General features: G+C 38.6%; 21 protein-coding genes. All 21 read left to right on the plus strand.

The window, feature by feature from the left end; translation table 11 throughout:
- The first annotated feature begins 16 nt into the window (after window positions 1-16).
- The 21 genes from TP70_RS01370 (at window position 17) to TP70_RS01470 (ending at window position 24,992) form a co-directional block, all read left to right on the plus strand.
- A complete protein-coding gene (locus tag TP70_RS01370; RefSeq protein ID WP_044358787.1) occupies window positions 17-988 on the plus strand; it encodes a bifunctional riboflavin kinase/FAD synthetase in 972 nt (323 codons plus the stop codon).
- Window positions 989-1,093: 105 nt separating this feature from the next.
- Window positions 1,094-1,363, plus strand: a complete 270-nt coding sequence (rpsO, locus tag TP70_RS01375; protein WP_044358789.1) for a 30S ribosomal protein S15 — start codon at window positions 1,094-1,096, stop codon at window positions 1,361-1,363.
- A 158-nt stretch (window positions 1,364-1,521) separates the two neighbouring features.
- A complete protein-coding gene (gene pnp, locus TP70_RS01380) occupies window positions 1,522-3,615 on the plus strand; it encodes a polyribonucleotide nucleotidyltransferase (RefSeq protein ID WP_044358790.1) in 2,094 nt (697 codons plus the stop codon).
- A gap of 351 nt (window positions 3,616-3,966) precedes the next feature.
- The gene (locus tag TP70_RS01385) at window positions 3,967-4,440 is read left to right on the plus strand and encodes an NUDIX domain-containing protein (RefSeq protein ID WP_044358792.1); all 474 of its coding nucleotides are present in this window, start codon (window positions 3,967-3,969) and stop codon (window positions 4,438-4,440) included.
- A gap of 202 nt (window positions 4,441-4,642) precedes the next feature.
- Entirely contained in the window at window positions 4,643-5,248 is a 606-nt protein-coding gene (locus TP70_RS01390; protein ID WP_044358794.1) for a DUF6088 family protein, read from the plus strand.
- Window positions 5,248-6,255 (plus strand): nucleotidyl transferase AbiEii/AbiGii toxin family protein, encoded by a 1,008-nt coding sequence (locus tag TP70_RS01395; protein WP_044358796.1) that lies wholly within the window; start codon window positions 5,248-5,250, stop codon window positions 6,253-6,255. Before TP70_RS01390 ends, TP70_RS01395 begins: the two co-directional genes overlap by 1 nt.
- Before the next feature lie 200 nt (window positions 6,256-6,455).
- Window positions 6,456-8,129 (plus strand): ribonuclease J2, encoded by a 1,674-nt coding sequence (gene rnjB, locus TP70_RS01400; RefSeq protein ID WP_044358798.1) that lies wholly within the window; start codon window positions 6,456-6,458, stop codon window positions 8,127-8,129.
- Window positions 8,130-8,272: 143 nt separating this feature from the next.
- Window positions 8,273-10,639, plus strand: coding sequence for a DNA translocase FtsK (locus TP70_RS01405; protein ID WP_044358800.1), 2,367 nt, complete (start codon window positions 8,273-8,275; stop codon window positions 10,637-10,639).
- A gap of 2 nt (window positions 10,640-10,641) precedes the next feature.
- Entirely contained in the window at window positions 10,642-11,358 is a 717-nt protein-coding gene (locus tag TP70_RS01410) for a GntR family transcriptional regulator (protein WP_044358802.1), read from the plus strand.
- Window positions 11,359-11,383: 25 nt separating this feature from the next.
- Complete coding sequence (gene yfmF / locus TP70_RS01415) at window positions 11,384-12,649, plus strand: EF-P 5-aminopentanol modification-associated protein YfmF (RefSeq protein WP_084207626.1); 1,266 nt, start codon at window positions 11,384-11,386, stop codon at window positions 12,647-12,649.
- Window positions 12,642-13,931 carry an EF-P 5-aminopentanol modification-associated protein YfmH gene (gene yfmH / locus TP70_RS01420; protein WP_044358806.1) on the plus strand — a complete coding sequence of 430 codons (1,290 nt, stop codon included), beginning with the start codon at window positions 12,642-12,644 and terminating at the stop codon, window positions 13,929-13,931. Before yfmF ends, yfmH begins: the two co-directional genes overlap by 8 nt.
- Entirely contained in the window at window positions 13,928-14,629 is a 702-nt protein-coding gene (ymfI, locus tag TP70_RS01425) for an elongation factor P 5-aminopentanone reductase (protein WP_044358808.1), read from the plus strand. The genes yfmH and ymfI overlap by 4 nt, the downstream gene beginning before the upstream one ends.
- A 48-nt stretch (window positions 14,630-14,677) precedes the next feature.
- Window positions 14,678-15,517, plus strand: a complete 840-nt coding sequence (locus TP70_RS01430) for a YmfK family protein (protein ID WP_044358810.1) — start codon at window positions 14,678-14,680, stop codon at window positions 15,515-15,517.
- A 16-nt stretch (window positions 15,518-15,533) separates the two neighbouring features.
- Window positions 15,534-15,929 carry a helix-turn-helix domain-containing protein gene (locus TP70_RS01435; protein ID WP_044358812.1) on the plus strand — a complete coding sequence of 132 codons (396 nt, stop codon included), beginning with the start codon at window positions 15,534-15,536 and terminating at the stop codon, window positions 15,927-15,929.
- 40 nt (window positions 15,930-15,969) lie between these two features.
- The gene (gene pgsA / locus TP70_RS01440) at window positions 15,970-16,554 is read left to right on the plus strand and encodes a CDP-diacylglycerol--glycerol-3-phosphate 3-phosphatidyltransferase (protein ID WP_044358814.1); all 585 of its coding nucleotides are present in this window, start codon (window positions 15,970-15,972) and stop codon (window positions 16,552-16,554) included.
- 194 nt (window positions 16,555-16,748) lie between these two features.
- Window positions 16,749-17,909, plus strand: a complete 1,161-nt coding sequence (locus TP70_RS01445; protein WP_044358816.1) for a CinA family nicotinamide mononucleotide deamidase-related protein — start codon at window positions 16,749-16,751, stop codon at window positions 17,907-17,909.
- A gap of 181 nt (window positions 17,910-18,090) precedes the next feature.
- Window positions 18,091-19,140, plus strand: coding sequence for a recombinase RecA (recA, locus tag TP70_RS01450; RefSeq protein WP_044358817.1), 1,050 nt, complete (start codon window positions 18,091-18,093; stop codon window positions 19,138-19,140).
- A 239-nt stretch (window positions 19,141-19,379) separates the two neighbouring features.
- On the plus strand, window positions 19,380-20,939 hold the full coding sequence (gene rny, locus TP70_RS01455) for a ribonuclease Y (protein WP_044358819.1): 1,560 nt from the start codon (window positions 19,380-19,382) through the stop codon (window positions 20,937-20,939).
- A gap of 463 nt (window positions 20,940-21,402) precedes the next feature.
- Entirely contained in the window at window positions 21,403-21,744 is a 342-nt protein-coding gene (locus tag TP70_RS01460; RefSeq protein ID WP_240626965.1) for an ArsR/SmtB family transcription factor, read from the plus strand.
- The gene (locus TP70_RS01465; RefSeq protein ID WP_276307492.1) at window positions 21,731-23,878 is read left to right on the plus strand and encodes a heavy metal translocating P-type ATPase; all 2,148 of its coding nucleotides are present in this window, start codon (window positions 21,731-21,733) and stop codon (window positions 23,876-23,878) included. The genes TP70_RS01460 and TP70_RS01465 overlap by 14 nt, the downstream gene beginning before the upstream one ends.
- Before the next feature lie 319 nt (window positions 23,879-24,197).
- Complete coding sequence (locus TP70_RS01470) at window positions 24,198-24,992, plus strand: TIGR00282 family metallophosphoesterase (RefSeq protein WP_044358822.1); 795 nt, start codon at window positions 24,198-24,200, stop codon at window positions 24,990-24,992.
- The last annotated feature ends 126 nt before the right edge of the window (window positions 24,993-25,118 follow it).

The raw sequence follows: 25,118 nt of genomic DNA on the forward strand, positions 1-25,118 counted from the left end.
AGGAGATTGACGTAACATGAAAGTGATTGAGATTACACATCCCATTCAAAATGATCAATACATTCAAGAAGATATTGCGATTGCGCTCGGCTTTTTTGATGGTTTACATCGTGGGCATCAAGCGTTATTCGAACGTTTGGATGAAGTCGCTAAAGAGCGTGGCTTGAAGAAGGCTGTCATGACTTTTGACCCCCATCCATCTGTTGTGTTGAATCCGAAACAAAAGCGTACAACGTATTTAACACCACTTGATGATAAAATTGAATTATTGCGTGCGAAAGGCATTGATTATTGTATCGTTGTTAATTTTTCAAGTCGTTTTGCGGAAGTGCCACCTGAGACGTTTATTCATGAATACTTAGTGAACAACCGCGTGAAAGTTGCAGTTGCTGGTTTTGACTTTACGTTCGGCAAATACGGTAAAGGCAATATGGCGATGTTACAAGAATATACGGATAATATTGAATGTATCACGGTTGGCAAGCAAGATTTAAATGGCGAAAAAATTTCAACAACTGCGATTCGCCGTGACTTAACAGAAGGCAAGCTTACAGAAGTAAATGAAGCGCTTGGCTATCGTTACCAAGTAAAAGGGACTGTTGTGCAAGGCGAAAAACGTGGACGTACAATCGGTTTCCCAACTGCCAATATTCAATTGAGTGATGACTATGTACTACCTGCAAAAGGTGTGTACGCCGTGAGTTTGAAGATTGGTACAAATGACAAAGTGTATCGAGGTGTATGTAATGTGGGTGTGAAACCAACATTCCATGATGATTTACCGCAGATTGTGATCGAAGTGAATATTTTTGATTTTGAAGAAAATATTTACGGAGAGCGCGTGACGGTTACTTGGCATCATTATATCCGTCCTGAAATGAAATTCAATGGCATTGATCCGCTTGTTGCTCAGATTAATCAGGATAAAGAACGCGCGAAGTATTTGTTAGCTGTTGATTTTGAAGATGATGTATCATATAATATATAAAGTCTATTGATTTAAATTGATAGAGACCTTAGTCTTGGTAGGTTGAGACTCCGACGCCTTACTCAGATTAAGGCATATTACAAAATTAAAGGAGGAAATTGACACATGGCAATTTCACAAGAACGCAAAAACGAATTAATCAAAGAATACCGTACACACGAAACAGACACAGGTTCACCTGAAGTACAAATCGCTGTTTTAACTGCAGAAATCAATGCATTAAACGAGCACTTACGTACACACAAAAAAGACCACCATTCACGTCGTGGTTTATTAAAAATGGTAGGTCGTCGTCGTCACTTATTAAACTACTTACGTGACAAAGACATCCAACGTTACCGTGAACTTATCAAGTCTTTAGGTATTCGTCGTTAATTTTCACGCGATATATCTGTAGAGATAAAGTTAAATGGAAAGAGACCAATAACTTGGTTTCTTTCTTTTTTTACTATTAAATACCTATAATGTAAGATATAATGATTTTATGTATAAAAAACGTACGAAATGTTTAAATGTAGGAGAGGAGATTCATCATGTCTCAAGAAAAAAAGGTTTTTAAAACGGAGTGGGCGAACCAACCGTTAACAATAGAAACGGGACAATTAGCAAAACAAGCGAACGGTGCTGTCCTTGTTCGCTATGGCGACACGGTCGTTTTATCTACAGCAACAGCATCAAAAGAACCACGTGACGGGGACTTTTTCCCATTAACGGTTAACTACGAAGAAAAAATGTATGCGGCAGGTAAAATTCCGGGCGGTTTCAAAAAACGTGAAGGACGTCCAGGAGATGAAGCAACACTTACAGCACGTTTAATCGACAGACCAATTCGTCCATTATTCCCAGATGGTTATCGCCATGATGTTCAAATTATGAATATCGTATTAAGTGCAGATCCTAACTGTTCACCAGAAATGGCGGCAATGATTGGGTCATCAATGGCACTTAGCTTATCAGATATTCCATTCCAAGGGCCGATTGCAGGTGTGAATGTTGGCTATGTTGATGGGGCATATGTAATTAATCCAAACCTAGAACAAAAGGCAGTATCACGTCTAGATTTAGAAGTAGCAGGTCATAAAGACGCTGTGAACATGGTTGAAGCAGGTGCGAGTGAGATTACAGAAGCTGAGATGCTTGATGCCATTTTATTTGGTCACGAAGAAATTAAACGTTTATGTGCATTCCAACAACAAATTATTGATACAATTCAACCGGAAAAACAAGTCTTTGTACCAGAAGAAAAAGATGAAGCGTTGATTGAACGTGTTGTTGAATTAACACAACAAGAAGGCTTAAACCAAGCGATTCTTACATTCGATAAACAAGAACGTGAAGCGAATTTAGATGCGATTAAAGAACGTGTGCTTGCACAATTTGAAGATGAAACAGATCCAGAAAATGAAGCGGTATTGAAAGAAGTCAACGCGACAATTAACCGTCTCATTAAAGAAGAAGTTCGTCGTTTAATTGCGGATGAAAAGATTCGTCCAGACGGCCGTAAACCAGATGAAATTCGTCCGTTGTCATCTGAAGTTGGCTTGTTACCACGTGCACACGGTTCAGGTCTCTTTACACGTGGTCAAACACAAGCACTTTCTGTGTTAACACTCGGATCAATTTCTGAATATCAATTAATTGATGGTTTAGGCGAAGAAGAGCAAAAACGCTTTATGCATCACTACAACTTCCCGAACTTCTCAGTAGGTGAAACAGGGCCAGTACGTGCGCCAGGTCGTCGTGAAATTGGACACGGTGCGTTAGGGGAACGTGCGTTGAAATACATTATTCCAGATGAGAAAACATTCCCTTACACAGTACGTATTGTGAGTGAAGTATTAGAATCAAACGGTTCATCTTCGCAAGCGTCAATCTGTGGTTCAACACTTGCGTTAATGGATGCCGGTGTACCGATTAAAGCACCAGTTGCTGGTATTGCGATGGGTCTTGTGACACGTGAAGAAAGCTACACAATCTTGACTGACATTCAAGGTATGGAAGACGCTTTAGGTGACATGGACTTTAAAGTAGCAGGTACCAAAGACGGTATCACAGCCATTCAAATGGATATTAAAATTGACGGTTTAACAAAAGAAGTGATTGAAGAAGCTTTAGAACAAGCGCGTAAAGGTCGTTTAGCGATTCTTGATCATATGTTAGCAACAATTGATCAACCACGTGCAGAACTAAGTGCTTATGCACCTAAAGTTGAAATTATGACAATTAAACCTGAAAAAATCCGTGACGTTATTGGACCAGGTGGTAAACAAATTAACGAAATTATTGATGCAACAGGCGTTAAATTAGATATTGAACAAGACGGTACGGTTTATATCGGTTCTGTGGATCAAGCGATGATTAACGAAGCACGTGCATGGATTGAAAGCATTGTACGTGAAGCAGAAGTAGGTCAAGTCTACGACGCGAAAGTAAAACGCATTGAAAAGTTCGGTGCATTCGTCGAGTTGTTCCCAGGCAAAGACGCTTTAGTACACATCTCACAAATTGCGAAAGAACGCATCGACAAAGTAGAAGATAAATTAGCAATCGGTGATACATTAAAAGTTAAAGTCACTGAGATTGATAAACAAGGCCGTGTGAACGCATCGCATAAGGCTTTATTATAAACACAATTAATAAATTATAAGAAACAGGTAAATGGATGGCTGAATTGCTCATTTGCCTGTTTTTTTTCGACTTAAAATCACATATCGCCATAATTTTAGTGGAAAATTACAAATAAAATTGATATAAAAGAGATGCAAATCGCATAAATGAGAACTTGAATGGCTTTCTTTTTGCGTAGGTATAAAGGAAAAAAGCTACGTCTATGCAGAATGAAGCAGTTTTACAATTAATAAATTATAATAAAGATCCGAGATTAACCATAAACGTCATAATTTATTTTTTCAAAAGGCGTTTATATTTGCTATCATCATTTTGAATGGATCAAATGAAAAAGAAAAAGGGGAATCACAATGAATCAACCAAAAGTTCAAGTGAGTTGTGTTTTGAAAGACGATAACCGTGTGTTGATGATTCGACGGGTTAAAAAGAAGGCGCACACTTATATGCAATTAATTCCTGCAGGCGGTCATGTAGAATTAGGTGAATCATTGCGTGAAGCGGTTGTAAGAGAAATGGCTGAAGAGACCGGCGTTCAAATGATTGAGCCTCAACTCATCGGCGTTATAACATTTATTTCAGATGTAGACGGCAGTCATAATGTTTGTTTTATGCACTGGTCAGAAGCTTATACTGGAAATGTGGAAACGAGAGAACCTGATAAAGTTGTGCCTGAATGGACGAAGCGTGATGAACTCACAACTAACGTAGATATTCCATTTTACTATAGGGAATTCTTCAAGCAATATGAACGTAATGACAATCATTTTGTAAATTGTACGGTAAAGTTTATAGAAAATGGCGAGATTAACGTCTTTTTTGATTAAATATAATGAAGTGATGGAATGGCAGTTGCTGTTCCATTTTTAGTTTTATGAGTTAACTAACTGAGCTGTCTCAATCAGATGATTAAATGCTGAATTAGCCTCATTGAGACTGTTAATTAGAGCGATTGGTTAAAATTAAGTATTTTTATCTAGATTACTTGTCCCAAAAAGTGTATAATATTTGGGGCAAGAGGTGGAATAAATGAGTAACTATAGATTAGAAATAAAAGATAAAATCGATGGTTTCCCAAAAAACACAGTATTTATTGCAAATGACTTTTTTGATATAGCTGATTATGAAACGGTACGAAAAAATTTGAACCGCATGGTAGAAAAAGGGGAAATTAAACGTGTTTTAAAAGGGATTTATTATAAGCCGAGATATATCGAGATTATTGATGAGTACGAGATGGCAGATACCAATGAAGTAGCTAAAGCGATTGCTCGTAAACATCATTGGACGATTGCGCCTTCTGGAAATACAGCCCTTAATCTATTAGGATTATCCACACAAATCCCATCAAAATGGATATATATTTCGGATGGACGGTATGTCGATTATATGGTTGGTAATACAACAATAACTTTTAAAAAAACAAGGAATAATGAGATTTCTCAAATGTCTACACTGACAGCTACAGTGATTCAAGCTATTAAAGCAATAGGAAAAGAGCATGTTACAGAGAAGCATATCGAATTGTTGAGAGAGGGGTTAGATAGAAAAGATAGGTTGCGTATAGTTGAAGAAAGTAAAATGACCACTACTTGGATTTATCGCATTATTAAGAAATTAGGTGAACCAAATTAATGTTTAAATTTAAGCAAATTCCCAAATCAGATTTACAAGCAATTATTCGAAATGCTTCAAGTAGTTTAGATGTGAATGAGGTTATTTTAGAAAAAGATTACTGGGTATGTTTTATTTTGAACTACCTTTTTACTAAAAGCCAGTGGAAAAAGAGTTTTACATTCAAAGGTGGAACTAGCTTGTCCAAATGCTATGGACTTATTGACCGGTTTTCGGAAGATATTGATTTAATATTGGATTGGCGAGCACTGGGATATGAAACAAATGAACCTTGGCAAGATCGCTCAAATACTAAACAAAATAAGTTTAATAAAGGATCAAATGAAAAAGCTCAATTATTTCTCGAAAACGAGTTATTACCAAAAATGATAGTCGACTTCTCTAGTATATTAATAGATGACTTTAGACTATTTATTGATACTAATGAACCTCAGACAATATTATTTGAATACCCGACAAATGTTCATTCTGAGTATGTTCAACCAGTTGTTCGCCTTGAAATAGGGGCTTTAGCAGCATGGACTCCATCAGAAATTGTTGAAGTAAAACCTGATTTAATGAATGTTTATTCTATACTTTTTGAAGGGGAAAGCATTCCTGTTAGAACGGTTTTACCTGAACGGACATTTTGGGAGAAAGCTACAATCTTACATCATGAAGCAAATCGCCCTAAATTGAGCAAGATGCCGATTAGATATGCACGCCACTATTATGATATGTATTGTATTGGAAGATCATTATATAAAGATAGGGCTTTTCAAAACAAACATTTATTGGAGAAGGTTGTTGCTTTTAAGGATAAGTTTTATCCTAGAAAATGGGCGAATTATCATGAAGCAACACTTGATAAAATTAGACTAATGCCAGATGATTATAGACTAAAAGAAATAGAAATTGATTATCGGAACATGAAAGAAATGTTCTTTAAAGATTATCCCTCTTTCACAGAAGTTATGTATGTTATTGAGAATTTAGAAATGGAGATTCATAGTATTTCTATTAACTAAATATCTGTGAGTCGATAAAATAAATTAGTCATAAGAACGAGATACTATTCTAAGTAATAGATGAGATCTGATTATCTCACGCAATCAGACTAAACTTTACAGCCTAACTAATTCTTTAACAGTGTACAGAGTTGGCAATATCTACTATAATAAAGTATGACTGTAATATGGACGGGTTATATTTATTAGGAGGTAACATTTTGAATTTAGTAAAAAAGAAAAATAAAAATATACGCATCATCCCACTCGGTGGTGTAGGCGAAATTGCCAAGAATATGTATATCGTTGAAGTTGATGATGAAATGTTTATGTTGGATGCGGGATTGAAGTTCCCAGAAGATGAAATGCTCGGTATTGATATCGTTATTCCAGACATCCAATATGTCATTGAAAATAAGCACAAGTTAAAAGGGATTTTTTTAACGCATGGTCACGAACACGCGATTGGTGCGGTTTCTTATGTTTTAGAACAAGTGGATGCGCCAGTGTATGGCTCAAAGTTAACAATTGCGTTGATTAAAGAGAATATGCGTGCACGTCAAATTGACAAAAAGATTCGCTACTACGTTGTGAATAATGAGTCTGTGATGCGCTTTAAGAGTGTCAATGTTACATTCTTTAGTACGACGCACAGTATTCCAGATAGTTTAGGTGTATGTATTCATACATCTTACGGTGCCATTGTATACACAGGTGAATTTAAGTTTGATCAAAGCTTACACGGTCACTATGCACCGGATTTGAAAAAAATGGCTGAAATTGGTGACGAAGGGGTATTTGCGTTGTTGAGTGATTCAACGGAAGCAGAAAAACCAGGCTATAATACGCCAGAAAATGTCATTGAAAGCCATATGTTTGATGCGTTTACGAAAGCACAAGGACGCATTATCGTATCATGTTACGCTTCTAACTTTATTCGTATCCAACAAGTTTTGAATATCGCAAGCAAGTTAAATCGTAAAGTGTCATTTTTAGGTCGTTCGCTTGAAAGTTCATTTAATATTGCGCGTAAAATGGGCTATTTTAACATTCCAAAAGACTTATTAATTCCAATTAATGAAGTTGAAAACTACCCGAAAAATGAAGTCATCATTATTGCGACAGGTATGCAAGGTGAGCCTGTTGAAGCGTTGAGTCAAATGGCACAAAACAAACATAAAATCATGAATATTCAACGCGGTGACTCAGTGTTCTTAGCGATTACTGCTTCAGCGAACATGGAAGTGATTATTGGTGACACATTGAATGAACTTGCACGTGCAGGTGCGATTGTGATCCCAAATAATAAAAAAATCCACGCATCCAGTCACGGTTGCATGGAAGAATTGAAATTGATGTTAAACATGATGAAACCTGAATATTTTATTCCGGTTCAAGGTGAATTTAAAATGCAAATTGCCCATGCGAAGCTTGCAAGCGAAGCGGGTGTTGCGCCAGAAAAAATCTTCTTAGTGGAGTCTGGCGATGTGATCAATTTTGATGGTCAAGATATGACATTAAATGAAAAAGTGAACGCTGGTAATATTTTAATTGATGGTATCGGTGTTGGCGATGTCGGTAATATCGTATTACGAGATCGTCATTTACTAGCGGAAGACGGTATTTTCATTGCTGTTGTTACACTTGATCCGAAAAATAGACGTATTGCTGCAGGGCCTGAAATTCAATCACGTGGTTTTGTTTACGTCCGTGAGAGTGAAGCATTGCTCAAAGAAGCTGAAGAAAAAGTGCGTGAAATTGTTGAAGCAGGTCTTCAAGAAAAACGTATCGAATGGTCAGAAATTAAACAAAATATGCGCGATCAAATTAGCAAGTTATTGTTTGAAAGTACGCGCAGACGTCCGATGATTATACCAGTCATTTCTGAAATTTAGTTTTGATACGTCAATAGTGTGAGTGTTACAAAAAACGAATCTTACTCTTTAAAATGGTCGTTAGTTTTAAAGAGCAGATTCGCTTTTTTACATCATGCTTATATACATAATTTATTTTCAAAGAAAGAAGCAGGTGACGATGTATGGCGCAAACGAAGAAGCGTAAAACACAAACGTCGCGTAGTAAAAAGCGCACGCCAAAGAAAAAACAAAAAGATTCGCCGTTACGCTTTGTCATAGCGATTGCTGTCGTTGTACTCGTGATGTTAGGCATTTTTCAATTAGGTTTAGTCGGTGTTGGGATTGATAGTTTCTTCAATTATTTATTCGGACTGACACGCTATGTGACATATATTTTAATTTTATTAACGACTGGCTTTTTAGCTTATAATAGTAAACTGCCAAAAACGAGACGTGTGCCAGGTTCAATCGTGTTACAAGTCGCATTGTTGTTTGTTGCACAACTCTATTATCGCGTTGTTGGTGGTGTTCAAGCACAACGTGAACCAGTGTTATCATACGTATTTAAACAGTATGATACTGAAGCGTTTCCGAATTTTGGTGGGGGTGTGATTGGTTACTACCTTATCGAATTGTTTGCACCATTGATTTCATGGGCGGGCGTTGTGTTACTCACGCTTTTACTATTGATTTCTAGTGGTATTTTATTAATGAAGAAACGTCATCGTGATGTTGCGAAACAATGGTTCGAGCATCTTAAACAGTTTACGACGAACAGTTATTTCAAACTGACGAAATTCCGCGAACAGCGACGTATGGCAAGTGCTGAGAAGAAAGCGCAGAAACGTCAGCAACGTGAAGTACAGGCAAATGAACCGAAAGATGTGTCTGATTTTGTAGAAGTACATGGTGCTACAGATGAATCAGATGTTCCATCTATTCCGATTTTGAGACATCAAGCGTCACACGAACCAGAACCAGCTATGCCTGATACGGCATCGTCTCAAGAACCGATGCATTTATCGAACGATATGCCGAAAAGAAAACCAACAGTACGTACTGAAGAACCGCCAGCGGATGATGATACGCCTGCTGAGGGATCAATTTCAGAAGCAGGTGAAGTGGCGAACCAAGCTTACAAGTTACCACCGTTTTCATTGTTAAATGCGCCGAAGAAACAGCAGTCTGTTGCTAAAGCAGATGTGCAACGTAAAGGGAAGTTGTTAGAAACGACGCTTAAAAACTTCGGTGTTAATGCGAAAGTGACGCAAATTCGTATTGGTCCGGCTGTAACACAGTATGAAATTCAGCCTGCACAAGGGGTTAAAGTGAGTCGCATTGTGAATTTACATAGCGATTTAGCACTTGCATTGGCAGCGAAAGATATTCGTATTGAAGCTCCAATTCCTGGAAAGTCAGCGGTTGGGATAGAAGTGCCGAACGACCATATTTCGCTCGTTACATTGAAAGAAGTGTTAGATGAGAAGTTTCCAGCGTCTAATAAACTTGAAGTAGCACTGGGTCGTGATATTTCAGGTGAACCGATTACTGCGGAGTTGGATAAAATGCCGCATTTACTTGTTGCAGGTTCAACAGGGAGCGGTAAGTCGGTATGTATCAACGGTATGATCACGAGTATTTTATTAAATGCGAAACCACATGAAGTTAAACTGATGATGATTGACCCGAAAATGGTGGAATTGAATGTGTACAATGGCATTCCACATTTATTAACACCTGTTGTAACGAACCCGCATAAAGCAGCACAAGCGCTTGAAAAGGTTGTTGCTGAGATGGAGCGACGTTACGATTTGTTCCAACATTCAGGTACACGTAATATTAAAGGGTATAATGCTTATATTGAGCGACAAAATAAGGAACTTAATGAAAAGCATCCGTTATTGCCATACATTGTCGTAATTGTCGATGAGTTGGCAGACTTAATGATGGTAGCAGGTAAAGATGTTGAAACAGCCATTACACGTATTACACAAATGGCACGTGCAGCGGGAATTCATTTGATTATCGCGACACAAAGACCATCTGTGGATGTTATTACAGGACTTATTAAAAACAACATCCCATCACGTATCGCATTCGCGGTTAGTTCACAAACGGATTCGCGAACGATTATCGATAGCGGTGGGGCGGAAAAATTATTAGGTAAGGGCGATATGCTGTTTATTAAAAATGGTGGTTCAACGCGTACACGTGTACAAGGTGCATTTCTAAGTGATAATGAAGTTCAAAAAGTCGTGGACTACGTCGTGGCACAACAACGTGCGAACTATGTAAAAGAGATGACACCTGATGCACAGCCAGAAGGTGCGGAAGCGACTGAGAGCGATGATCCACTTTATAAAGAAGCATATCTCTTTGTGATAGAACAGCAAAAAGCGAGCACGTCATTGTTACAACGCCAATTTAGAATTGGTTATAACCGTGCATCCCGTATTATGGACGACCTTGAACGCAATCAAGTCATCGGTCCGCAAAAAGGCAGTAAACCAAGACAAATATTAGTTGATTTAAACGATAATGAGGTGTAAATGTGTCCATTAATCCTGATGTAAATAAAGTAAAAGAATGGATTTTAACAGAAATTGAACAACAACAATTGAAACCAGGGGAATCGTTGCCTAGTTTATTAACGATGGCACGTGCATGTGACGTTAAAACAGACAATGTACAAGTAGCGATTCATGAATTAGTGACAGAGCAAATTGTTACAGAAAATTTTGAGGAAGGTGTGCGTGTGAAAACACCACAACCTTTCTTTTATCCGCTTGACGAATTGATGAGTATCGGTGCGATGATTAGAGAAAAAGGGTATCGCGAAGGCACAGTCTTTTTAAGTTTAGACGAAGAAGTCGCATCAAAAGATGACTGTCGCGTCATGAATCTTGAAAAAGATACGATGATTACAGTTATTGAACGTATTCGTACAGCGGATGATCAACCTGTCGTCTATTGCTTAGATAAAGTTGCTGAGAATGTGTTGCAATATTTTGGTACACATGACCAACAGACATCTATACTGAAAGCGATTGAGCAAGCGACAGCACAAACAGTTGCTTATGCTGAAACAGAGATTGAAGCCATCAGCTATGAACCTTATATTTCTGAAGCACTTGATGCTGATCCGCATGAAGGCTTAATGTTACTTCGCCAAGTGCATTACACAACAGAAGGAAAACCTGTTTTATACTCATTAAATTATTTTAAAAGTAGTCTCGTAAAATTCCGAGCAGTTAGAAAGCGACTATAGTGATAGCTTTAAAGGAGCGATGTTTATGACTTTACATTCAGATATACCGATACATGTTTTACCAACTGATAAATTTAAAACGACAACAATCACATTTAAATTAATGGCACCACTCGATATTGAAACGATGACGGAGCGTTCATTGTTAAGCAAAATGCTTGTACGTGCGACGAAAAAATACCCAACGGATAAGGCGTTCAATCAACACTTATCACATTTATATGGTGCATATTTAAATAGCAATGTCACTAAATTTAAAGATCGTCACGTTATAACAATCAGTTTAGAAATCGTCAATGAACGATACTTACAAGACGACATGTCACTTTTGGATGAGGGGATTCAACTTTTAAAAGAAGTAATCATGAACCCACTTGTTCACGATGGTGCATTTGATGAGACATTTTTGGCACAAGAAAAACGCTTGCTACAGAATAAGTTAGCGGCGATTGAGGATAATAAAACGCAATTGTCGTATTTGAATTTATTAAAAAATATGTTTGGCGATCATGCCTATAGTTACCCAGCTGTAGGACAACGTGAGCATTTAGCACGCATTAACGCCCAGTCATTGTTCGATACATATCAAAGTATGTTACAAAATGATAGTTGTTCTGTTTATGTGGTTGGTAATGTTGATGAAGCGACAACAATTGAGAAGTTAACTTCAGCTTTTAACATTCAACCATTTACATATCAATCGACAGACGACGCACAACCAATTCATCCAGATCAGCCGGTGAATGAAGTCGTAGAAACGGAAGAGATTGATCAAACGAAATTGAATATGGGCTTCCGTTTTCCAACGCAATATGGTAAAGAAGATTACCCTGCACTCGTTGTTTTTAATATGATGTTCGGTGGTGATCCGTCTTCAGTGTTATTTAATGAAGTGCGTGAAAAACAAAGTCTCGCTTATTCCATTCATTCACAAATCGATGGTAAAAATGGCTATCTGTTCGTTTTAAGTGGTGTTTCAAGCGATGCGTATGAAGCTGCAAAGACGACAATTATCGATGCGTTTGAACAGTTCAAACAAGGTCACTTTACCGATGAAAAAATGGCATTAGCGAAAAAGATTATTTTATCACATCGCAAAGAATTGAAAGATCGTCCGAAGCAAATGATTGAGTTGATGCACAATCGACTTTTAGTAGAAAATCCGGAGTCAGAAAGTACATTTATCGAACGCATTCAAGCAGTGACGAAAGCTGATATTCAAGCACTATGTCAACGTGCGCAATTGGATACCATTTATATTATGACAAAGGCGGTGGATGAAGATGCGTAAAACATACTACCAGCAAATTGATGAAACAGTGTATCAAACAAAGTTAGACAATGGTTTGACGCTCTTTGTTATCCCTAAAGAAGGGTTTCAAAAAACATACGTCACATATACAACGCAATTTGGTTCGCTCGATTCTCGATTCAAACCGCACCAATCAGATGAATTTGTGACAGTTCCAGACGGCGTTGCACATTTTTTAGAACATAAATTGTTTGAAAAAGAAGAAGGCGACTTATTTACTGAGTTTGCGGAATATGACGCACAAGTCAATGCGTTTACCAGCTTTGATCGCACGAGCTATCTTTTTAGCGCAACGAATTACATTGATGAAAATATTATTCGTTTGTTAAAAATGGTGGAGTCACCGTATTTTACAGAAGCATCTGTTGAAAAAGAAAAAGGGATCATCGCTGAAGAAATTAAGATGTATCAAGAACAACCGGGCTATCGCTTAATGTTCAATACTTTGCGTGGGTTATATCATGAACACCCTGTCAAAGTTGATATTGCAGGCAGTGTTGAAAGTATTTATGAGATAACGAAAGATGATTTATATCTTTGTTACGAAACATTTTATCATCCGTCAAATATGGTGTTGTTTGTCGTTGGCGATGTGGATCCAACACATATTCATCAACTTGTAAAAACACATGAAGATGCACGTCAAATTGCTGCACAACCTGAGATTGTTCGTGACCCACTACATGAGGCACATGAAACGGTCGAGACGGAAGTGCGTGAAGCGATGCATATTCAGTCACCACGTTTAATGCTCGGTTTTAAAAATTATCAGCAAGATGTGTCAAATCGTCGTCGCGTTCAAGAAGATATTGAAATGTCGTTTTTCTTTGAATTAGTTTTTGGGGAAGAAACAGCGTTTTATCAATCATTATTGAATGATCATTTAATCGATACGACATTTAGTTATCAAACGGTCATCGAGCCGACGTACAGTTTTTCAATTGTCACTTCAACGACAGAAGCACCAGATAAGTTGAAAGCGTGCTTACTTGATGAGTTGAAGAACAAGTGGGGCCAAGTAGATGATCAAGAAGCTTTTGATCTATTGAAACGTCAATTTATCGGCGAGTACGTTTCAAGCTTGAACTCTCCAGAATATATTGCAAATCAAGCGACAAAGTATTACTTTGACGGTGTGGCATTGTTTGACTTATTAGCAATTATTGACGACATCACATTAGATTCCATGAATGAAACGGTACGTCAACGTCTAGATTTGGATAATGTAGTAGACAGTCGCTTGGAGATGAAAACATCATGAAGGCGCTCGTTGTAGGTGGCTCTGGAACGATAGGTCGTGCGATCGTGCATGACCTTCTTTCTCGTGGATACGAAGTCATTTTGACGTACCATACAGCCTCACACGAAGAATTGACGAAGTTATATGACGGTCACCCCGTGCAACTGTTGCAATTGGATGTTTCACAACCGATTGCATTTGAACGTTTGGCATTTATTCAAAATTTAGATGCTTTGATTTATGTAAGCGGTAAAAGCTTATTCGGTATGTTGCAAGATATGACGGATACACAAATTGATGAAACATACCGTATCAATGTTTTTAATTTTATTAAGCTGAGTCAACATTTTGTCGGGCAATTGATGGCACGTCCACACGGTCGCATCATTGTGATTTCTTCTATTTGGGGTGAAACTGGGGCGAGTTTTGAAACGGTTTATTCTGCGATGAAAGCAGCGCAAATTGGCTTTGTAAAAGCGTTGAGTCAAGAACTCGCACTGACGAATGTGACAGTGAATGCTGTTGCACCGGGTGCTGTTGCAGGTGCAATGAGCAATCAACTGAGTGATGAAGATTTGTCAGCCTTATTAGCAGAACTGCCACAAAATCGCTTGGTAGAACCTGAAGAAGTGGCACATGTTGTCGGTCATTTACTATCGCCATTATCCCAAAGTATTACAGGAACCGTGCAACGTATTAATGGTGGCTGGTATTTATAATTGTTATAATACGAACAAAGAGATAAGCGCTTGAAGGGGTGAGCACATATGTCGACAGCTGAAAAGAAAGAATGGTATTTGGAGTATGATATTAACACGAACCGTGCAGGCTTGCTTGGAGACGTGTCGAGTTTGCTCGGTATGATGGGCATTAATATCGGATCGATTAACGGGATTAAGACATCAAGACGTGCATTTATTATCAAATCAGATAGTGAAGAAAAGGTGAAACGCTTTGAAACATTATTAAAAGAAATTGATGATATTTCATTGCGTGTTTTAAGACCGCCAGAATTAAAAGACCGATTGGCAGTGCGGCACGGTCGTTATTTAAAACAAGACAAGCAAGATAAAAAAATCTTTCGTTTTGAACGCGATGATCTTGGATTACTCGTCGACTTTATGGCAGAGTTATTTAAAGAAGATGGACATAAGTTAATCGGTATTCGTGGGATGCCGCGTGTTGGTAAAACAGAATCTATCGTAGCAGGCAGTGTATCGGCACATAAGCGTTGGTTGTTTATTAGTTCAACACTGATTAAACAAACGGTGCGCAGTTCATTGATCAAAGGGGAATATGACGCCGATCATGTGTATATTATTGATGGTGCAGTGACTGCTCGTGAACGAGATCCGAAACATCAGCAGCTTGTAAGAGAAGTGATGGCATTACCGTCTATTAAAGTGGTTGAACATCCAGACTTATTTGTAGAATCTGGTGACTATCAAATGGAAGATTTTGATTATATTATCGAGTTGCGTGCGGAAGAAAATCAAGAAATTGCCTATGATGATATGAAACAACAAACGGTACGCAGTAAAAATAATTTAGATTTTGGTGGCGGCGATCCATTCGGTGGTTTTGGAGACGGCTTTGGTGGATTTTAGCTAGGAGGTTAACACATTGAAATTGATCGGAGAAGTTTTACAAAGTAAGCGAGAGCGTTTAGGTATGACGCTGACTGAACTTGAAACGCGCACGCATATTCAACGTGATACATTGATTGCGATTGAACGGAATGCGTTTGATACGCTCAATCAGCCAGCATATGCTGTTGGTTTTATACGTAAATATGCACAAGCGGTTAATTTGGATGGCACACATTTAATTGAAAAACATCAGGAGGAATTACCTGAAACAAATCAATTTGTGTCTACAGCATTGCATCAATTAGCAACGTCTAACCAATCGCTCGCATATCAGCAACGCGATAATGAGCCGAAGCAAGTGGCGGTTGTTATTGCAGGTTTTATCTTGGCGTCTGCAGGGCTTTGGGCTGTTTTGAGTCTTGTGTTATAATAAGTCGGTATAAAAAGAAATAGTGAAATGAGGATGAATAATGAATATACCAAATCAAATCACGCTGTTTCGTGTGATATTAATTCCTCTCTTTATGTTATTTGCACTTGTTGACTTTGGTATGGGACAAGTCGCATTGCTTGGAGGACAAGAAGTACGCATTGAATTTTTAATCAGTGGCTTCATTTTTATTTTAGCGTCCATTAGTGACTTTGTTGACGGCTACTTAGCACGCAAATGGCAACTTGTTACAAACATGGGGAAATTCTTAGACCCGCTTGCAGATAAGTTACTCGTATCAGCTGCATTAATTGTATTAGTAGAACTTGGTTTAACCAACTCTGTCGTAGCGATTATTATTATCGCGCGTGAATTTGCCGTTACAGGTTTACGTTTATTACAAATCGAGCAAGGCTTTGTAAGTGCGGCTGGACAACTCGGTAAAATTAAAACGGCTGTTACAATGGTGGCACTCGTCTTTATTTTATTAGGTGAACCGTTGAGTCAATGGATCGGTTTCTCACTCGGTCAAATTTTATTATACATCGGTGTCTTCTTTACAATTCTATCCGGTGTGGAATATTTCTATAAAGGACGCGACGTTTTCTTACAAGACAAACAATAAGAATGGCGGCGTCTTGAGCAATTATAAGTCAAAGTGGTATATCAAATCTTTTGCTATAAAGGTTTGGTGTACCATTTTTTGTGGAAGTAATGAATGGAATTTGGGCATATATTGATTGTTCAAGCGCGTTGTAGGGTATAATATGTTTGGCATAATGATGTATACGTCTGATTTTTGTTTGGGAGGAAGTAGCAATGAAAGTATGTATTATCGCTGTCGGTTCAGAATTATTATTAGGACAAATTGTAAACACGAATGCGCAATATATTTCACGTGTGTTAAATGAAGCAGGGCACCATGTGCTAGAACATATTGTAGTCGGCGATAACCCAGAACGTTTAGCACGTGTTACGGAGCGTGCGTTGGCACAATACGATGCGGTTATCTATACGGGTGGTTTGGGACCAACCAAAGATGACCTCACAAAGCAGACGGTGGCACAAATTTTAGGCAAGGAACTTGTGATGGATGAAGCGGCATTAAATTATATTGAGTCATATTTTGCGGCACAAGATAGAATCATGACGCCGAATAATAAGCAACAAGCACTTGTTATTGAAGGTTCGCATGTGTTGGCGAATCGTGTCGGTATGGCACCAGGCATGTATGTCGTTCATGAAGAGACGCATGTTGTGATGTTACCGGGACCACCGAGTGAAATGCGTCCAATGGTAGATAATGAGTTGATGCCATACTTTATGCAATCTGACCAAACCATTTTTTCAGAAGTACTGCGTTTTTGTGGCATTGGCGAGTCACAAGTTGAGACGGAGCTGTTAGATCTCATTGAAGCACAAACGAATCCAACGATTGCACCATTAGCAGGTAAGCATGAAGTGACGATTCGCTTAACGGCAAGTGGGAAAGATACAGCAACGTGTCAAACGCTCATTGCACCTATCAAAGCAGAAATTCTTTCGCGCGTAGGACATTACTATTATGGATCCGATAATATAACGCCAGAACAGGCAGTAATGAACGCACAACATGCGTCGTTTGCGGTTTACGATGCTGTCACAGATGGCTTATTAAATGCACGTTTGAAACAAGCAGATCGCCATCAAACATTAAAAGGATATATGTTACATCACGATTCATTTTTACAAGCAGACTTGTCGGTAGAAGACAATTTACGCATAGCAGCAATGTTTGTACAATCATTGTATGAAACGCAACAAGCTGTTAGTCTTTTAGCAATGGATCGAACAGTGTATGTCGGATTTTTAAATGACGATCACTTTGAGATGACGACATTTAAGATGGCAACAGAACGCAATCTTATGAGAGACCGTAGCCAAAACTATGTACTTATTGAGTGGCTCGATTGGTTGAAACGGCAACAGGTATCAAAATAAGTAAAAGTACGTTTGTTCGTAAAAAGTAGAAGTGTATCTAAAAATAAGCGAACAAATATTCGGTAAAATGCTTGTAATTTTGAGCTGAACCTTGTATAGTATAAATAAATCAATGGAAACAACACAATGAACATGTGAAACATATATTTAACGAGATAGATGATAGTAGGAGGTACAATCATTGGAGAATGAACGTCAAAAAGCATTAGATACAGTTATTAAAAATATGGAAAAATCTTTCGGTAAAGGTGCCGTTATGAAGTTGGGCGACAATAAAGATCGCAATGTGTCTACGATTTCAACAGGATCAGTGACATTGGACCACGCACTAGGTGTGGGCGGCTATCCGAAAGGTCGTATTATTGAAGTATACGGTCCTGAAAGTTCAGGTAAAACAACAGTGACGCTACATGCCATTGCTGAAGTACAAAAAAATGGTGGCGTTGCGGCGTTTATTGATGCTGAGCATGCGTTAGATCCAGTGTACGCCGAAGCATTAGGTGTGGATATTAACAACTTATATATTTCGCAACCAGACCACGGTGAACAAGGTTTAGAAATTGCTGAGGCCTTTGTACGTAGTGGTGCCGTTGATATTGTCGTTGTCGACTCAGTGGCTGCATTAACACCAAAAGCTGAAATTGAAGGCGAAATGGGTGACACACATGTCGGTTTACAAGCGCGTTTAATGTCACAAGCATTACGTAAGCTTTCAGCTGCCATTTCGAAGTCTAAAACAACAGCCATCTTTATTAACCAAATTCGTGAAAAAGTCGGCGTTATGTTTGGTAACCCTGAAACGACACCGGGTGGACGTGCGCTAAAATTCTACAGCTCAGTACGTTTAGAAGTACGCCGTGCAGAACAACTGAAACAAGGTCAAGATATTGTTGGTAACCGTACGAAAATTAAAGTTGTTAAAAACAAAGTTGCACCACCATTCAAAGTCGCAGAAGTAGACATTATGTACGGACAAGGTATTTCACGTCAAGGTGAATTAATCGACTTAGGTGTCGCACATGATATTGTGGACAAGTCAGGTGCTTGGTATTCTTACAATGGCGAGCGTATGGGTCAAGGTAAAGAAAATGTAAAACTGTTCTTAAAAGAAAATCCAGAACTTGAAGCAGAAATTGATCGTAAATTGCGTGAGAAACTCGGTATCGCCGATGAAGATGCAACAGCGAACGAAGAAACATCAAAAGAAGCAGAGACGCTTTTTGATGCATAGTCATTTGTGAAAGATAATCAAAGATGGAATGGCATACGGCTGTTCCGTCTTTTTTATGATTTGTAAGCATATTTCTTGCACTTTTATGTTTCTAAGGAACGTGTTCTATTCATGACACAAGTCTTGATTTTTCTTACTTCAAAACGTACAATTAGACATGTATGATTTTAAGTTATATTCATATAATCATATTGATTTGTTAATATACAGAATCAAATCCTAGAAAAGGAGGTGTTTGTGTGAATTTATTAACCCTCTTACTCATTTTGCTGGGTATTATTCTAGGAGTTGTTGCGGGGTACTTTATCGCTCAAAATTTCATATATCAACAGCAAGTGCAAGCGAAAAATACAGCTGAAGATATTGTTGAACAAGCGAAGAAAGACGCCGAAAATCTAAAAAAAGAGAAGTTACTCGAAGCGAAAGAAGAAAACCAAAGAATTCGTGAGCAAGCGGAAAGCGAGCTCAGAGAACGTCGTGGTGAACTTCAGCGACAAGAATCCCGACTTCTTCAAAAAGAAGAAAACTTGGAGCGTAAATCTGATCTATTAGACAAGAAAGATGAGATTTTAGAGCAAAAAGAATCTAAACTTGAAGAAAGACAACAACAAGTAGATGCAAAAGAGAGTAGTGTTCAATCAATAATAATGAAACACGAACAAGAATTAGAACGCATCTCCGGTCTCACTCAAGAAGAAGCACGTAATGAACAACTGGAACGTGTTGAAAATGAACTGTCACAGGATATTGCAGTACTTGTTAAGGAAAAAGAACGTGAAGCGAAAGAGAAAGTCAACCAAACGGCTAAAGAATTACTTGCTACGACTGTGCAAAGGTTTGCAGCAGAACATACATCAGAGTCTACAGTATCAGTCGTCAACTTACCGAACGATGAAATGAAAGGGCGTATTATTGGTCGAGAAGGCCGTAATATTCGTACGTTAGAAACATTAACGGGTATTGATTTGATTATTGATGATACGCCAGAAGCAGTTATCTTGTCTGGTTTTGATCCGATTCGCCGAGAAATTGCAAAAACGGCATTGATCAATTTAGTATCAGACGGTCGTATTCATCCGGGACGTATTGAAGATATGGTTGACAAAGCACGACGTGAAGTAGATGAAATCATTCGTGACGCAGGAGAACATGCAACGTTTGAGTTGAATGTGCATAATATGCATCCGGATCTCGTTAAAATATTAGGTCGTATGCATTATCGTACAAGTTACGGTCAAAACGTATTGAAGCACTCAATCGAAGTGGCACATTTATCAGGTATGCTAGCAGCTGAATTGAATGAAGATGTAACAATCGCGAAACGTGCAGGTTTATTGCATGACATTGGTAAAGCAATTGATCATGAAGTGGAAGGTAGTCACGTAGAAATTGGTGTGGAGCTTGCTAAAAAATATGGCGAGTCAGCAACTGTCATCAATGCGATTCATTCGCATCATGGTGATGTTGAACCGACATCGATTATTTCAATTCTTGTGGCGGCAGCTGACGCATTATCAGCAGCACGTCCAGGCGCACGTAAAGAAACATTAGAAAACTACATCAAGCGTTTAGAACGTTTAGAAGCCATTTCAGAAAACTACGATGGTGTTGAAAAAGCATTTGCGATTCAAGCAGGACGTGAAATTCGCGTCATTGTATCACCAGAAGATATTGATGATTTACAATCTCATCGATTAGCAAGAGATATTAAAGACCAAATTGAAGGAGAACTTCAATATCCAGGTCATATTAAAGTGACAGTTGTTCGTGAGACGAGAGCAGTTGAATATGCAAAATAATAAAAAACAACCTCATTATTGGGGTTGTTTTTTATTATAATTTCATATACGTAGAAATAGCTAGGCATGTCGAAGTGTACAATCTTGATGGGGTGTGCGCTTTTTCAGGTACCATCGTTACTTTATTGCTCGCTTTCCTGCAGGCCTCGCTCGAACTAATAAAGGCGTCCATCTTCTGTGGTGGATAAATCATTAAAAGTACCTAGTTTTATTATTTCCTATGCGTAGAAATAGCTGAGTAGGTTTCGCGATGTCCACGCTTAAATTAAGCATTTCTGAATTTCTTGATTAGTTAGCCATTAATACGCTAAAAATCACGATATACTGTTTTTCAAATTCTGTCATATCATTCAAGTGAATATTTGAATAATAATCGCTTTTGCGTTATATTATATTCGAGTAAATACTTGAATGAAGGTGTGGTGTTAAAATGACAAATTCAGCAATGGGGTGCGATGCATTTATGATCGACGAAGCACATGTGCGTGAGGTGAAAGAAACGTTAGCGCAAAAGAATGTTGAGAGTGTGAGCCTCATGTTTAAAAGTATTGCGGATATTAACCGTGCCAAAATCACATACTTGTTATGTGTACATGACGAGTTATGTGTCTGCGATTTAGCTGAAATTTTACAGTTAACCGTTGCGAATACATCGCATCATTTACGTTTGTTATATAAAAATGGTGTGGTTACTTATCGCAAAGAGGGCAAACGTGCGTTTTATCGTATTTATGATGAACATATTCGTCAAATTATGATGATTTCAATTGCGCATAAGGAAGAAGTGATGAATGATGACGAATAAACAAACGACGTATCGTGTTGAAGGGATGTCTTGTGCTAACTGTGCTGCCAAGTTTGAGCGTAATGTTGCGGCACTGCCATCTGTAACATCAGCGACAGTGAATTTTGGCGCATCTAAAATTTATGTAACGGGTACACCGACAAAAGAAGAAATCGAAGCAGCAGGGGCATTTGAAAATATTTCGGTTTATGATGATCAAAAAACGAAGCAACAAGATGATGGTGAGTCATTAGAAACTTTAACAACATTTGAAAAAATGAAGCAATTTTTTGTTAAAAATCAGACGTTATGGTTTGCGACATTGCTTATCGTTTTTGGCTATATTTCAGAATGGTTGCATGGCGATGGTTCGATTTTAACACCGATACTATTTGTATCTGCGGTGCTTATCAGTGGTGTGACATTACTGAAAGAAGGATTCAAAAACTTAGTACATTTGGAGTTCGATATGCGTACATTGATGACGATTGCGGTCATTGGTGGTATTTTAATTGGTCAATGGGGTGAAGTGGCAGTTGTCGTCGTATTATTTGCATTGAGTGAGGCGTTAGAAGCGTTTTCGATGCGTAAAGCACGTGATGCGATGGCATCGTTAATGAGTATCGCACCGGATCGAGCGACTGTATTGCGTCACGGCAAACATGTTGAATTACCTGTTGAAGAGGTATATGTTGGCGACATTTTATATATTAAAGCAGGACAGAAAATTGCGTTAGACGGTATTGTACGTTCAGGACAGGCGTCTGTGAACCAAGCAGCGATAACAGGGGAATCTATTCCAGTAGATAAAGCAATCGGTGATGACGTGTTTGCGGGAACGTTAAACAACGACGGTTTATTGGAAGTTGAAGTGACGAAAGCGGCAGATGATACAACGATTGCAAAAGTCATTGAACTTGTTGAAGCCGCACAACTGAAAAAAGCGCCTGCACAAGCATTTATTGAACGTTTTGCACGTTATTATACACCTTTGATTATGTTGATTGCGGCTGGTGTTGCAATTATACCGCCTTTATTGATAGGTGCTGACTGGTACACGTGGATTTATCAAGGGTTATCTGTACTCGTTGTTGGTTGTCCGTGTGCACTTATTATTTCAACACCGATTTCTATTGTGTCGAGTATTAGTACCGCTGCTAAAAATGGTGTGTTGATTAAGGGTGGTATTCATCTCGAACAGTTAAGTCATATCAAAACAATAGCCTTTGATAAAACAGGAACGTTGACGGTGGGGGCACCGAGTGTTGTTGATGTCATTAACTTAACTTCAGATGTAAATCATAATCAGCTATTAGGACGTGTCACTACATTAGAGAAAACGACACAACACCCGTTAGCACGTGCAATCGTTCATTATACGGAAATGCAAAACATCGACTTAACAGAGCCGGTCGAAAATGTTCAAACCTTAACTGGACAAGGTATTCGAGGTTCGTTCGGACAGCAAACGATGACAATTGGACAACCGCAACTATTTGAAGCAGTTTTAACACCTGAAACACGCACATTGATTGAAAATCAACAGCAACGAGGACGTACGGTGGTGCTCGTCATGGCAGACGACACTTTACAATTATTAATTGCACTACAAGATAAAGTACGTCCACAATCTAAAAAAGTCATTACGCAATTAGCAGAACTTGGTGTGACATCGCGCGTGATGTTAACAGGGGATAATGCATTTACAGCACAAACAATTGCTGATGAAGTCGGGATTACAGATGTTTATGCTGATTTGATGCCACAAGATAAACTGACACATATTGAACAACTTTCTGCAAAACATCCAGTTGCAATGGTTGGAGATGGTGTCAATGATGCCCCTGCACTCGCACGTGCAAATGTAGGAATTGCGATGGGCGGTGCAAGTACAGATACAGCGCTCGAAACGGCTGATGTAGCGTTGTTAAGCGATGATATGTCAAAATTACCGTATGCGATACGTTTGAGTCATTTAACGATGCGCACGATTAAATGGAATATCGCTATTGCGCTTGGACTCAAAGTGATTGCATTACTGTTGGTAATCCCAGGTTGGTTGACGTTATGGATTGCAATTATGTCTGATATGGGTGCGACGCTTCTTGTAACGTTAAATGCAATGCGTCTTTTATATGTGAAAGATGTCTCGTAGCATTGACAACATATGTCAGCACGCTAAAATAGACAAGTGAGTATCGTAAACGGACATATGACACAATGCATAGATAACAGTAGCACGTGATGTTTGGTCGGCAAGACAAGTAGTGTTGAAGCGATATGACATTAACTTCATTTGGGACTGTAACATAGCAAAAGCTGACGCAATAAAGTAAATCATGGGAAGACGTTAGATGTCAGAAATGAGACTGCACTTTAGCAAACTTCCAGTTACGAAGTGAGGCGACAAAAGCTTTTTGTCATTGCCAATGGACTGTTATGATGTGTGTCAATGTATAGAGAGGACGTAAGGAATGAGAATTTTATTTATTGGAGATATTGTCGGTAAGATAGGGCGACAGGCAATTACGGATCATCTATCGCAATTGAAGCAGCATTATCGCCCGACAGTTACAATTGTGAATGCTGAAAATGCGGCACACGGCAAAGGGATTACCGAAAAGATATATAAAGAACTTTTGCGTGAAGGTGTCGATTTTATGACGATGGGTAACCATACATATGGTCAACGTCAAATTTATGATTTTATTCAAGATGCAACACGCATGGTAAGACCTGCAAACTTTCCAGATGAAGCACCGGGTGTCGGAATGCGTATTATTCAGCTGAACGATAAAAAGCTTGCGGTGATCAATTTACAAGGTCGTGCGTTTATGCAAGATATTGACGACCCATTTAAAAAAGCGGATCAACTGATTAAAGTAGCCCAACAAGAAACGGATTATATTTTCGTCGATTTCCATGCGGAGACGACATCAGAGAAAAATGCGATGGGTTGGTATTTAGATGGTCGTGTAGGGGCTGTCGTTGGCACGCATACGCATATTCAAACGTCAGACGAGCGTATTTTACCGCAAGGCACAGCTTACATTACAGATGTCGGAATGACGGGCTATTACGATGGGATTCTTGGCATTAATCGTGATGAAGTGATTGAGCGTTTTATTACGAGTTTGCCACAACGCCATGTTGTGCCAGATGAAGGGCGCAGTGTGTTATCAGGTGTCTTTGTTGAATTACGTCCTGATGGAACAGCGAAACATATTGAGCGTGTGTTGATTAACGAAGATCACCCAGCACGTTTTTAGGTGAATTTCTAAAAATGAGACTATCGTCCATTAGTATGATTTTTAATAAAACCCACTATTTTATTGCACATATAGTGGGTTATTTTGATATGATAAACAATGAAGTTAAACGTGTAGGAGGCTAAA

It is taken from the genome of Staphylococcus microti (genome assembly GCF_000934465.1).
Taxonomy (GTDB): domain Bacteria; phylum Bacillota; class Bacilli; order Staphylococcales; family Staphylococcaceae; genus Staphylococcus; species Staphylococcus microti.